Origin of the sequence: Hyphomicrobium sp., assembly GCF_035572195.1 — a bacterium.
GTDB lineage: Bacteria > Pseudomonadota > Alphaproteobacteria > Rhizobiales > Hyphomicrobiaceae > Hyphomicrobium_B.
Genome location: NZ_DATNBA010000033.1, coordinates 15954 through 29155 on the forward strand (window position 1 = coordinate 15954; position 13202 = coordinate 29155).

Consider the following 13202-nt stretch of genomic DNA (forward strand, 5'->3'; position numbering starts at 1 on the left):
ATGAACGCGCTCATTCGCTGGTCGATACGCTATCGTGGTTTTGTCGCGCTGCTCTCGGTCATATGGCTTGTGGCGGGCACGTTTCTCGCGTGGCGCGCGCCACTCGACGTTTTTCCCGAGTTCGTGCCACCGCAGGTCACGATCCAGACCGAAGCTCCGGGCCTTGCGCCTGAGCAGGTCGAGCAAATCATCACGCGTCCGATCGAGTCGGCTGTCATCGGGGGTCCCGGCATCTCCACGATGCGGTCGGAATCCGTCTACGGACTCTCGGTCGTATTGGTGACGTTCGATGAGAACGCCGATGCCAATGCCGCGCGCCAGGGAATTGCCGAGCGGCTATCGACGCTCAACGGACAATTCCCCGCCGGCTTCGGCCCCCCGAGATTGACGCCGCTCACGTCGAGCACGATGGACGTGCTGAAGCTCGGCATCGTTTCGGATGTCGTTGATCCCTACGCGCTGCGCGACGTCGCCGATTGGACGATCAAGCCGCGGCTTCTGGCGGTTCCCGGCATTGCGCGCGTCACCGTTTACGGCGGCGCTGTCCGGCAAATTCAAATTCAGCCGAAGCTCGACCGGCTCTCGGCACTTGGCCTGACGGTCACCGATGTCATGAATGCCGCGAACGGCGCCATTGCGCTGCGCGGTGGCGGTGTCGTCGAGACGACGGCGCAACGCATCACCATCGAAACGCCGCCGCCCGCGCCCGATCCGCGCGCCATCGCCGAAACCGTCGTCAGCGTGCAGAACGATCGCCCCGTCAAGCTCTCCGACGTTGCAACGGTTACGATCGCGCCCGCGGTGAAAATCGGCGACGCGACGATCATGGGCCAGCCCGGAGTTTTAATTACCGTCTCGGGCCAATTCGGCGCCAACACGCTCGAAGCCACGAAAGCGACGGAAGCGGCACTCGCCGAGCTGGCTCCGGCTCTGCAAAAGCGCGGCATCCAAATGTATCCGGAGCTGCACCGCCCTGCGACATTCGTCGTGCGCGCGTTGAGCAATCTCGAAAAGGCGCTAACACTCGGCTCGGCGCTGATCTTGATCGTGCTCTACGCCTTTCTCAGAAGCGCGCGCGCGGCGCTCATCTCGTTCCTTGCCATTCCGCTATCGCTTCTTGCCGCCGTCGTCGTGCTGAGTCAGTTTGGCCAATCTCTCAATACGATGACGCTCGGGGGCTTCGCGCTGGCGCTCGGCGTGCTGGTCGACGACGCCATCATCGATATCGAAAATATCGCGCGGCGATTGCGGCAAGCGCCACCCGGCGCCGACCGTCTGGCTGTCGTCGAGGACGCATCGATCGAAATTCGAGGGTCGATGCTCTACGGCACGCTCGCCGTGATTTTCGCGTTCTTTCCGATTCTGTTCGCCGGCGGCGTTCAAGGGCGCTTCATCGGACCCATGGCGCTGACGTTCGTCATCGCGGTTCTCGCTTCGATGCTTGTTGCATTGACGGTGACGCCGGCACTCTGCGCTCTGCTGCTGACAACGCGCGAAGACACCAAGGAGTCGCCGCTGCTCAAGGGGCTCAAGTTCGCCCAGAGCTGGACGCTGAGCATTGTTCGCCGGATGTGGTGGGCGACGGTCTTGATCCTTTCATTCGGAGCCGTGGCCGCGGCCGGCGTCGTCCCGTTCCTCTATAGCGAGCTTATTCCGCAATTCCGCGAAGGCCACTTCGTTTTGCAGATGTCGATGGCGTCGCCCGGCACGTCTGTCGACGATGTCGTCGCTGTCGGCGAACGCGTTACGACGGCGCTTCTCAAATTGCCTTTCATCGACACAGTCGCGCATCAAGTCGGCCGGGCTGAAATGGGGGAAGACACGTGGAGCCCGGATCGCAGCGAATTTCACATCGAATTGAAGCCCAATCATTCGGAAAGCGAGGAAGACGCACAAGGAATCATTCGCGATACGCTAAGCGCTTTTCCCGAAGTCCGAAGTGAGACGCTGACGTTTCTCGGCGATCGCATCAGCGAAAGCGTGAGCGGAGAAACCGCGCAGGTCGTGGTCAACGTCACCGGTACCGATCTGGCATCGATCGAGAATGCGGCGGCGCAAATCGAGAAGTCCGTCGCATCCATTCCCGGCGTGACGGACCTTCGGATGCCGAGAAGTGCGATGGTGCCGACGATTTCCGTCCGGCTCAATCCGGTCGCGCTGGCAAACTACGGCCTGATGCCCAAGGACGCGCTCGACGCCATTCAGACGGCATTTGCTGGGACGACCGTCGGGCAGACCTACGACGGCGCCCAGACCGTCGACGTCGTCGTCATCCTTCCGCCCGACGCGCGCAACCGCATCAGCGAACTGGAAAGGCTGATGATCGGCAATGCCACCACCAAAACGCTTCTGAAGAATGTTGCGGCGATCAGCATTGCCGAGGGACGCTCCAACATTCAGCACGCCGGAGCCCAGCGCCGTGTGGCGGTAACATTCAATGGTGCCAAGGGTTATTCGCTTCGCGATGTCGTCAAGACTGCTCGCGAGCGCGTTGCAGCCCTCAAACTTCCCGCCGATGTCTATGTTTCGTTCGCCGGTCAGGCGGAAGCGGAGCGCGAAGGCCAGATCAGGCTTGCGGGCCTGACGGCATTCAGCATCGGGCTGATCATGGCGGCGCTGACGATGGCTTTCCGCCGGCGCGGGCTGGCCCTGATGGTTTTGATCAATTTGCCCTTCTGCCTGATCGGCAGCATCGCCGCGATCGTCGCTACCGGCATTGGCATGACGCTCGGCAGTCTGGTCGGGCTCATTACCGTCTTCGGAATTGGAGCGCGTAATTCCGTCATGATGCTGGCTCACGTTGAGCACTTGGCTGATGAAGAAGGGAAAAAATGGACACCCGACACTGTGCGTCTCGCAGCAGCTGAACGCCTGGCGCCGGTGTTCATGACGGCGCTGATGGCGGCCCTGGGTCTCGTGCCTTTGGCGCTCGGGCTCGGACGTCCAGGGCACGAAATTGAAGCGCCGATGGCGATCACCGTGCTCGGCGGCTTGACGACGGCAACGATCCTCAATCTCGGCGTTCTGCCGGAGGCGCTCATCCGCCTCGGCCGTTTTCTCGGCATTGCAGAAGCCAAGGTACCGGAAACTGAGCCGGCCGCGGAGACGGAAACGCTCTCGCAAAGCGGGAAAATCCGCGTCATCAGCAGCACCTGAGGTGTCGCAATAGAGGGATGTTGATATGCACCGCGCGGGTCATCCGGCCGCTTGAAGAATCGCGACGGAATTCTCAAATCCCGTCGTTCGCATCAGTTGCGGCGAAGCTTTTGCGATTACAACGTTTGGGAACACATGATGGCGGGGCCAACGATCTCGACTCGACGAAGCGGTGCCGTCCGGCTCGTTCACCTTTCGATCGGCATCAGTATGCTCGCCGGTGGATTGGCTGGTTACAGCGACCAAGGCTGGGCCAAGCACCATAAATCGAAATCACAAGCGGATTCCCCAACGCCGGCCGATCCGTGCGCGGCGCTGAATGCGTTCATTCAGAAGCACGTTACCGAAATGAAGAAATTGAAGGCTGAGATCGAAGCGGAGAAGACCGCCGTTCCGAACAGCCTAGAGGCTGCGTTCGAGCGCCTTCAGGGAAAGGCATTCGTCGACGTCGAAAAAAATGACAAACTTGCCGAGACGCGCAAAGAGGCGAACGCCGTCAATTCTCTGCTGCGGGCCCAGGGCTGCACGCCGGTCGACATCGATCGAGCGCTGGCCAACCCATAGCCGGCCACCCCACAGAACGAACGGCGACTGCAAAGGGAATGGCTTCTAGGACGGCCCGGAAAATAGGTGGGCGGTGTGCGAAGGCGTCGACGAAGCATTCACATTGCGCTCTATCACCGGCAGATGCGGCGTGATGGCCGCTTCGCCTCTCGCGATCATTTCTTCGCAGCGATGAAAGTCCAAAACCCCGATTTCGGCGAGGTCAGGCGCAATCAAGAGGTCCGGCGGATCTCCCATAAGCCGAGCACGCGCAATGCGGTCGTGGAAAATACTGAACGAGTTTAAGATCACCGACGTGATGCCCGGCGCCGCGTCTTGGCGATGGCCAAACAGCTGGCGGTGCAACAGCTGAAGGGCGCCCTGGCCGTTCCAGCGGGTAATCGGCGGCACTTCTTCTACAATAGGCACAGGTTCGTCGGTTTCAACCTCGTCATCGATGAGGATGCTGCCTCTGCCGAATTCGCTGGTGAGATTTACGGCAACGACGGTGCGCGCCCCAAGCGCCCGACAGACCGAGACCGGAATGGGATTGACAAGACAGCCGTCGATCAGCCAGCGGCCATTCAAGCTCACCGGGCGGACGATGCCGGGAATGGCGGATGATGCTCGCACGGCATCCGTAACAGAACCGCGCCGCAGCCAGATTTCATGACCATTGGCAAGGTCGGTCGCAATGGCGGCGAACCGCACCGGCAGTTCTTCTATTGTCAAGCCTTTCAGATGGTCGTCGAACCGGTCGAAAAGCCGTTGGCCGGCAATAAGGCCCGAACCCGACACGCTGAGGTCGAGGAAGCTGAATACGCGCCGCCGCGTCAGGGACTGCGCAAAGTCCTCGAGCCGGTCGAGGCGGCCGGCAGCATAGTGTCCCCCGACGATGGCCCCGATCGACGTGCCGACGACGATGTCGGGGTCTAATCCGGCTTTTGATAAGGCTCGCAGTATTCCGATGTGGGCCCAGCCGCGAGCACCGCCGCCGCCCAATGCCAGTGCGAATTTTTCCTTTGCCATCGGGCCCTCTGAAACCTGCATCCCGGCCGCGGCGCTTGGGCGGCCTCCAAGGTGCACAACGTGCATCGTCCTAGTAAGTTCAGGTATCCAGACGAACGCGCTGTCGCGGCCTTAAGTTGTGGTCAGGCATAATGCTAACGGCATATGCCAGAATACTGCATGCAACGCTCGGAGGCCGGATGAAATACCTTAACACCGCAATTGCGCTTTGCGGGCTGACTTTGGCTTCGGGCAGCACTCAAGCGGAGGATATTGCCTGCTTCAGCACGACGTTCCGCCTCATCGGGCCGAACGATAAGGTCTGCGTGAGCGCCTTTGACGATCCGAAAGTCCCCGGCGTTACATGCCACATCAGCCAAGCCCGCACGGGTGGCCTAAAGGGGACGTTTGGACTGGCCGAAGATCCGTCGCGGTTCTCCATCGCTTGCCGCCAGGTCGGTCCGATCAGCGTCGACATCTCCAAACTGGCCGGCGAAGAGAAGGTCTACTCCGAGAGTACGTCGCTGTTTTTCAAACACACCCATGTGTTCCGCGCGGTCGACAAGGCCCGCAACACGCTCGTCTATGTTGCGATCAGCGATAGGCTGATCGAGGGCTCTCCGCAGAATTCAATCTCGACGGTTCCGATCATGCCGTGGGCCGGTCGCTAAACGGGTCTCGAGGCCATGTTGTTCTAGTGGTGCAAAACCGCCGAATGAGCCTTTCGCCTCAAATCCGAAACAGACAGAGTGCTTGGTGGTTGGAGAGCCAAATCCCATGCACCCAGGAATCGCGCTCATGTACGTCGAAGGTGAGGTCCGTGACGGCTGCATCACGGGTAGAACGATCCTGGTCATCGAGACGAACTGCGAACTAAACCCAGCCTCGGCCGATTACTCCCACGCTGAATTGCAACGCATTGTCAGCAGGGCACGCGAAGAGTGGGAAAAGACCTTCGGTCCTACGGATCTCGTGCGATTGGAGCAGAACAAAAGCGCGTCACGGGAAACGATCAGCGACCGCAAGTCGGCCGGCTAGCCTTCTTCCCGCAGCATGCGAAGGCACTCGGCATCGGCATCAGCCTAGTTCGCGATTTTGCGTCTGCCGTATGTTTGCGGGTAGCAGCGTTTTGACTGCGGTTCACTGAAGAAAAGGGAGACGTCGTGCGCATTCCTTGGAACTTACGCGCGCCTCCGCACGTTCTCGGCAGGCAGCAAAAGGAGACTCGCGCATGAACTGGGATCGTATCGAAGGCAATTGGAAGCAGCTTACCGGCAAAGTAAAAGAAAAGTGGGGTCAGCTTACAGACGACGATCTGACCCAGATCAACGGTAACCGTGAGCAGCTCGAGGGCATCCTGCAAGAGCGCTACGGATACGCTAAAGACAGAGCCAAGAGCGAAATCGATCAATGGACGAATACTCTTTAATCACATACTTCGAGTAATTTTTGGAAAGGCCCGCAATTCGGGCCTTTCTTGTTATCAAAATGACACGGCCCCTTGTTTGCTGCGCGAAACTCGCCTGATACTCTTCTCGACTTGGCGGGGGGCTGGCATGGCAGATAAATTTCTTGCGGAGATGGTCACGCGCACTGAATTTGACCGGTCGCGCTCAAGACTGGAAATCTCGTTTTCCGACATCAAGGGTCGTTCGCAAGTGCTCAGCTTAGGCGCTGACGCCATTGCTGCGCTGACGGCGATATTCGCTGAAGTTTCGACAGCGGATCCGGCGGCGCGTGAACGCCTCACAAAAATGCCGAAACGCTATGCCGTCGGGCACGGACGCCACGAGCCGCTCGTCATGCTGCGTTTTGAGGATGACGCTGCCTACGGGCTAAGTCCATCGCAGGCAACGGCTGTGGGTGAGGCACTTCTCGAGGAAGCCGAAGCCCTTTCGGATGTAAAATATCTGATGCGGCAATGACCGATATCGGAATCACGCCGAGGCCATCGCGATCACCTTGCTTCAGACCTGACGTGAATGAGTTTCTTAACCACGCGCGTCAAGCGATTCAGCGACGGACTGCGAGATCTTGAAACCAAGCCGGCGCCGCGTATTGTTTCTGCCAGGATAATACATACTTTGGTGGGAGCGCGGTTGACCTTCCGGATCAACTTGTTACCTCCAATAGTCAAAACTCGCAGTCCTTACAAAGGGCGACACGAGTTGGACTACCGAAGGGGCCGCCTTCACGTCTTTTCAATCCAAAAAGGGGAACGCTCCCCGCTAGATGCCGTTCACGATGTGCTTTGGCGCATTAACTTCCTGTTCCGCCGAGCGCGGCCGCTGCACCGGCGCGAGACTTCTAAGGAGATGGAGATTGAGTATGTGGGCTTCAGTAAAAAAGCACGGTTGGTTGATGTCGGCATCGGCGGCGAGTCTTGTGGCGCTTGCGGTGCAATTCGGCGGCGTAACGCGATCGTCAGCTCAAGCGGCGGCGCCCGAAAGCAAGGCGTCCGCCTGTCCAGCGGATAACGGCGGCATCAGCCTGCCGAAAGGCTTCTGCGCAACGATCTTTGCCGACAACGTCGGCCACGCCCGTCAACTTGTCGTGGCGCCAGACGGCACCGTCTACGTGAACACGTGGAGCGGCGTCTATTACAACAATGCGCCTGTCCCGCCCGGCGGCTTCCTGCTGGCGCTGAAAGACACCAAAGCCTCAGGGCAAGCCGACGTCGTCAAGCGTTTCGGGCAGACGTTCGCAGAAGGCGGCCACGGCGGCACTGGCATCGGCCTCTACAAGAATTGGCTTTACGCTGAACTCAATGATCGGATCGTGCGCTACGCGTTGAAGGACGGAGAGATCGTGCCGACGCAAAATGCCGAGACCGTTCTCTCAGGCATGCCGATCACCGGCGACCATCCGATGCATGGGTTCGCGATCGACGCGAATGGAAACCTGTTCGTCGAGATGGGTTCGGCGACCAATACCTGCGAAATCAAAAACAGGATGCCGCATTCGAAAGGCAATGATCCCTGCACCGAGCAGAAAACGCGCGCCGGCGTCTGGCGCTATGACGCCAACAAGCTCGATCAAAAATTTTCACCCGCTGAACGGTACGCAACGGGCTTGCGAAACGGCGAGGGCTTCGATTTCGACGAGGCCGGCCGCTTGTATGTGACGCAGCACGGGCGCGACCAGCTGCATGAGGACTGGCCCGAACTTTATTCCGTCCAGCAAGGTTTCGATCTGCCTGCCGAAGAGGTCGTGGAGTTGAAGGAAGGCGCCGATTACGGCTGGCCGCGCTGCTACTTCGACGGCACTCAGCAAAAGCTCGTGCTGGCGCCGGAGTATGGTGGCGACGGTGGGAAGAAGATCGGGGTTTGCGCCGAAAAGACTCCGCCGGTCGCAGCGTTTCCCGCACATTGGGCGCCTAACGATATCAAGATCTACAAGGGCGCAACGTTCCCAAAAGTCTATCGGGGCGGCGCCTTCGTCGCCTTCCACGGGTCGTGGAACCGCGCACCGGGACCGCAGGGCGGATACTCGGTCGTTTTCCAGCCGATGGCGGACGGCAAGGCATCCGGCAAGTTCATCGTATTCGCTGATGGATTTGCCGGCGTCCACAAAGACCCAGGCAGGGCCGCCTACCGGCCGTCGGGACTTGCCGTCGGACCGGACGGCGCGCTCTATGTTTCGGACGACGTCAAGGGCCGCATCTGGCGCATAACTTTCAACGGCGACCCCAATACGAATACTTTGGAGGCGGCCCCTGTTCCGGCATCGCAAGCCGCCGCTTCGCCTAATGTATTGCCGCCTGAGGGCATTCATCCGGAGGCCGGTCTTCCTGTGCCGCCAGGAGGAACGAGTGAACAGGTTGCGCTCGGCGGGAAGATCTTCTCCGGCGAAGTTGCCGGCGCGACGTGCGCGGGCTGTCACGGTGCCGACGGCGTCGGCACACCCGTTGGCCCCAATCTCACAACTGGCACGTGGCTCTGGGGAGACGGCAGCCTTGAGGCCCTCACGAAAACCATTACGACTGGCGTGCCTGTACCCAAGCAACATCCCGGCGCCATGCCCCCGATGGGCGGCGTGACGTTGTCGGATAAAGATCTGCAAGCCGTCGCGGCCTACGTGTGGGCAATCGGGCATCAGAAGAAACACTAGCGGCGTCTGCAAACAGCGCGCTCGGAGCGAAGGAACTTGCATCGCTCCGAGCATCTCCTGCCCCTCGCGAAAAATTTGACGATTGTTTCAGTCCATTACCGTCGTGCGTCAGTGCGCCGGGAGGCCATCGTTTGCCCAATGAACGCCGTCTGCCGCGGCACTCTCGGAACTTCCCGAGGTTATGATCGTTGAACGAATGGGTCCGGCGAGTGGCAATAAATGGAGTGTTGAATGTTGAAGTATTCAATTGCAGCGGTGGCCCTTCTTGCATCCACGTCTTTTGCGCTCGCTGATCAAATGGATCGCGGCGACAGGGGTGCTGGCGCTACGAACCCTGCCTCGGAGCACGCCCCCGGCCAAATGAGAGATAGCGGCTCGGCAAGAGACCTGGCGCCGGGTCAAATGAAGGAAGGACAATCCGCCAAAGATTATGCGCCTGGCCATCAGAAAGATAATTCGGCAGCCCGTTCGGATGAAAAGGGCGGCTCCGCGCGCAGGTCCGAAGACAATACTCGCTCGAGAGACATGAAATCCGAGCACAATGCCAAGTCTGACGCTTCCGACCGAAACGCAAAATCGGATCGCGACGCCGCAAGAAATGAGCGGGCCGACGACAAGACAAGACATGAACAGTCTCGGAGCGAAAACCGCAAGGGCAACGCTTCGACCGGCACCAGCGAAGGTACTGAAGGACGCTCCGGCGGCAAAGGATCGATCACGAACATTTCAAAGGAACAAAGGACTCGTGTGGGGTCGGTGTTCTCGCGACATCATGTTGAACCGGCAAGAAACCTCCGGGTTTCGGTCAACGTCGGCGTCGCTCTACCGCATTCAGTGCACCTCTATCCGATTCCGGAAGACATCGTGTTGATCGTTCCGGACTATCGTGGCTATTCCTACATCATGCTGGACGACGATCGTGTCGCCATCGTCGATCCGGATACCTTTGAGGTCGTTGATATTATCGTCATCGCGTAAGGCACACCCATGAAAAAAGCAAAGCCGCCGAGATTAGCCCTCGGCGGCTTTCGTCAATGGCGATCCACACCGCGCTCGGAGCGATGCAACTTTCATCGCTCTCTCTTCTTCAAAGACCGAAAGCCAAAATTTGGATTCTCACGTGGCCCGTTCTCAACCCATGAGTTCGGCTCATAATTGACGCGCCCCTCTGAATAGCGAACCTATCGCCAGATTGAACAATCCCACAACCACGAGCGTTTCGGCGGTGCTGTTTTTACGTCTACACACGCGATTCGTTATTGACGCTTGTAATGCTGACCACAGCGCAGTGGCGTCAAATGAACGGGGCCAAAGTCAATGCTTCAGGATGTTGGCAACCGAGCAGAGCGGCCGGAGAATGCAGATATCGCCGCGGAAGCAGGGCTGATCTACGTCAACGACGGCGAAGCAGGAATAACACGCAAGGCCGTCGGCAAGCACTTTTCGTTTCTATCGCCATCGGGCGTTCCAATCAAAGACAAGAGAGTTAGAGCTCGCATTCGGCACTTAGCGATTCCGCCCGCCTGGACCGACGTTTGGATTTGCCCGAATACCAGCGGCCACATTCAAGCGACCGGGCGCGATGCACGCGGTCGCAAACAATATCGGTATCATCAGGAATGGCAGAAGACACGCGACGAGGCGAAATTCGTCAAGATCCTGACATTTGCCAGAGCCCTACCGCAACTTCGCAAGCGATTGCGTCGGGACATGCGGCGCAAGCGGCTCGACCGTAAAAAAGTCCTGGCAACGGTCGTCACCCTGCTCGAAGTCACTCTGATCCGCGTGGGCAACCGCGAATATGCGCGCACGAATGGCAGCTTCGGTCTGACGACCCTGCAAGACCGGCATGTATCGTTCTCGAACTGCGAGATGCGATTCAGATTTCGCGGAAAGACCGGTAAGATGTGGCGACTGGCCATATCAGATCGCCGCATCGCTGGGATTGTGCGGAGCTGCCAAGATCTCCCCGGTCAGCATCTCTTTCAATACGAAACCGCCGATGAAGGCGTGCGGGCTTTGACTTCGGACGACGTCAACAGTTACCTCAGAGAACTCAGCGGCGAAGACATCTCGGCGAAGGATTTCCGAGCATGGGCGGGCACAGTGCTTGCCGCCGTCGCACTTTCGGAATTCGAAGCGGCCGAGAGCCAAGCCGCGGCCAAAAGAAACGTAAGGCAGGCAATCGCGCGCGTCGCCGAACGGCTCGGCAACACGCCCACCATTTGCCGCAAATGCTACGTGCATCCCGAAATTCTGCAATGCTACCTGGAAGGTGAACTTGTTCAGACGCCGAAGTTACGGATTGAAAATGAGCTGACGCGCCGGCTGGGAGAACTTTCTGCGGCAGAAGAAGCGACATTGGCGCTCCTTCGTCGTCGAATGGGTTCAGCCAAAAAGAACGGCTCAGCGCGCGGTAATTCTCGTTGCGCAACGACCAGGATGTGACGGGACGCGGAGCCTGCATAAATAAAAAAACGGCAAAGCGGATTTGCATTCATTGACCGTAACCGAACCGAAATCCCTCGCGGCGTTGAACCGCCTTATCGCGGCCTCCGAACCGCTGGTGCCAGGCTCCAAGCGAGCCGTTCTCGGCGAAGGCCCGATGCACGCCGCGATGGCTTTCGTTGGAGAGCAACCGGGCGATCAAGAAGATATCGAGGGTCGCCCATTCGTAGGTCCGGCAGGTCAAATACTGAACCGCGCATTCGCCGCTGCCGGAATAAGCCGCAAAAAAACGTATCTGACGAATGCCGTCAAACACTTCAAATTCGAGGAGCGTGGGAAACGCCGGATTCACCAGAAACCGACAGTCGGCGAAGTGAAACATTACCGCTGGTGGCTACTCAAAGAACTCGAGTTCGTGCAACCTACACTTATCATCGCGCTCGGAGCGACGGCCGCGTTGGCGCTCGCCAATAGACCGATTTCAGTGATGAAGCAGCGCGGGCCCATAACGTTTGAAGCTGGCCCGGGTTATGTAACGGTGCACCCTTCGTATCTGCTTCGCGTGCCGGATAGAGCGGCAAAAAATGAAGCTTTCGCGGCCTTCGTTGAGGATCTCCGCTCGGCCAGCAGTCTCGCCGCCTCATTGGCAGCATCGCAATCGACCAAAGTTAAGCGACATCAGCGATTGACATTACGGGACTGAATGCCACCAAACTTTCCCGCCTCGCGGCTGTATCGAGTGCCGTTGGGGCTCACCGGTCTCGCGATCAACGTCTGCATAGAACGTAGAGAAGTGTCAAAGCTGTCATGTATACTTGATAGATGCATACGCTCGCCAAAGCGCCGTCTCTATCTTTCGGAATTGAGGAGGAATTTCACCTCGTCGATGCCAAAACGCGCGAGCTCGCCGTGGCGCCGAAAGAGCTGCTAAGCCAACTGGAGAAAAACATCGGGTCTCAGGTGAGCCCGGAATTCCTGCGCTCTCAGATTGAGATCGGGACCAAGCCGGTGTCTACGTTCGCTGCCGCTAGGGCCGAGCTGAACCGTCTACGAAAAATTGTCGTCGATGCTGCCCATCAATATGGTTTGGCTCCCCTGGCGTCCGGCACACATCCCTTTGCGCAACCGGCTGAGACCGAAACAACAGACAAGGAGCGGTACAATGAGCTCGATCGCGATCTTGCCGGCGCAATTCGCGGGCTTGCGGCTTGCGGCATGCATGTCCACGCGGGAATTGAAGACGAAGACTTGCGCATCGATCTCATGAACCAAGCCCGCTATTTTTTGCCCCATCTTCTTGCGTTGTCTACATCTTCACCGTTTTGGCGCGGCGTGAACACGGAGCTCAAGTCATACCGACTGACGGCGTTGCGACGTCTGCCACGCTCGGGGCTGCCTGGGCTTTTCGCAAGCTGGGCGGAATATCAGCGTACTTTGGCGGTCCTGATTGATGCTGGCGTCATAGACGATGGTAGCAAGATCTGGTGGGACCTTCGTCCGTCTGCTCGCTTTCCTACGCTTGAAATGCGGATCTGCGACGTGTGTCCTCGATTAGAGGATACCTTGACGATTGCCGCTGCCTACCTGTGCATCCTTCGGATGTTATGGAGACGGAAAAAGAGCAATCTGAAGTGGAGGACCTACCCCATTTCGCTGATTGAAGAGAATCGCTGGCGCGCGCAGCGATACGGGGTATCGGGCGAATTGCTAGATCTCAGTATCGGGTCCCTGATCCCTGTCTCAGACTTAATCGAGGAACTGTGTGAGATTATCGCCGAGGATGCAAAGGTTCTCGAATGTGAAAGAGAGATCTCAAATCTGCGGGTGATAGCGAGGGACGGCACCAGTGCCGACCGACAAGTGCGCGTCTGGAAAAGCACCTTGAGCACAGGTGCAAGTGAACGCGACGCATTGGTAGCGGTAGTCGATCACCTCAT

General features: G+C 58.7%; 11 protein-coding genes and 1 pseudogene. 11 read left to right on the forward strand and 1 reads right to left on the reverse strand.

Translation table 11 applies throughout. The features are described from left to right. Both VN623_RS03080 and VN623_RS03085 read left to right on the forward strand, forming a co-directional pair. Nucleotides 1-3156 carry an efflux RND transporter permease subunit gene (locus VN623_RS03080; protein ID WP_325568006.1) on the forward strand — a complete coding sequence of 1052 codons (3156 nt, stop codon included), beginning with the start codon at nt 1-3 and terminating at the stop codon, nt 3154-3156. Between the two features lie 51 nt (nt 3157-3207). Continuing rightward, nucleotides 3208-3720, forward strand: a complete 513-nt coding sequence (locus tag VN623_RS03085) for a hypothetical protein (protein ID WP_325568008.1) — start codon at nt 3208-3210, stop codon at nt 3718-3720. Between the two features lie 45 nt (nt 3721-3765). On the opposite strand, the gene VN623_RS03090 is transcribed toward VN623_RS03085, so the two are convergent. Beyond that, the gene (locus VN623_RS03090; RefSeq protein WP_325568010.1) at nt 3766-4728 is read right to left on the reverse strand and encodes a patatin-like phospholipase family protein; all 963 of its coding nucleotides are present in this window, start codon (nt 4726-4728) and stop codon (nt 3766-3768) included. Between the two features lie 179 nt (nt 4729-4907). On the opposite strand from VN623_RS03090, the gene VN623_RS03095 reads away from it, so the two are divergent. The 9 genes and pseudogenes from VN623_RS03095 to VN623_RS03135 all read left to right on the forward strand — a co-directional run. Then, complete coding sequence (locus VN623_RS03095; protein WP_325568012.1) at nt 4908-5378, forward strand: CreA family protein; 471 nt, start codon at nt 4908-4910, stop codon at nt 5376-5378. A gap of 106 nt (nt 5379-5484) precedes the next feature. Next, a complete protein-coding gene (locus tag VN623_RS03100; protein ID WP_325568014.1) occupies nt 5485-5745 on the forward strand; it encodes a hypothetical protein in 261 nt (86 codons plus the stop codon). A 193-nt stretch (nt 5746-5938) separates the two neighbouring features. Beyond that, nucleotides 5939-6136, forward strand: a complete 198-nt coding sequence (locus VN623_RS03105) for a CsbD family protein (RefSeq protein ID WP_325568016.1) — start codon at nt 5939-5941, stop codon at nt 6134-6136. Nucleotides 6137-6263: 127 nt separating this feature from the next. Beyond that, entirely contained in the window at nt 6264-6632 is a 369-nt protein-coding gene (locus tag VN623_RS03110; RefSeq protein ID WP_325568018.1) for a hypothetical protein, read from the forward strand. A gap of 403 nt (nt 6633-7035) precedes the next feature. After that, nucleotides 7036-8817 (forward strand): c-type cytochrome, encoded by a 1782-nt coding sequence (locus VN623_RS03115; protein ID WP_325568020.1) that lies wholly within the window; start codon nt 7036-7038, stop codon nt 8815-8817. Between the two features lie 402 nt (nt 8818-9219). Then, the gene (locus VN623_RS03120; protein WP_325568022.1) at nt 9220-9795 is read left to right on the forward strand and encodes a DUF1236 domain-containing protein; all 576 of its coding nucleotides are present in this window, start codon (nt 9220-9222) and stop codon (nt 9793-9795) included. A 339-nt stretch (nt 9796-10134) separates the two neighbouring features. Further along, nucleotides 10135-11265 carry a DNA topoisomerase IB gene (locus VN623_RS03125; protein WP_325568024.1) on the forward strand — a complete coding sequence of 377 codons (1131 nt, stop codon included), beginning with the start codon at nt 10135-10137 and terminating at the stop codon, nt 11263-11265. Between the two features lie 64 nt (nt 11266-11329). Continuing rightward, nucleotides 11330-11968, forward strand: a pseudogene (locus VN623_RS03130) (UdgX family uracil-DNA binding protein); the annotation flags it as partial. Nucleotides 11969-12087: 119 nt separating this feature from the next. Next, nucleotides 12088-13202, forward strand: a 1115-nt coding sequence (locus VN623_RS03135; RefSeq protein WP_325568026.1) for a carboxylate-amine ligase, incomplete at its 3' end; no start/stop codon positions are given.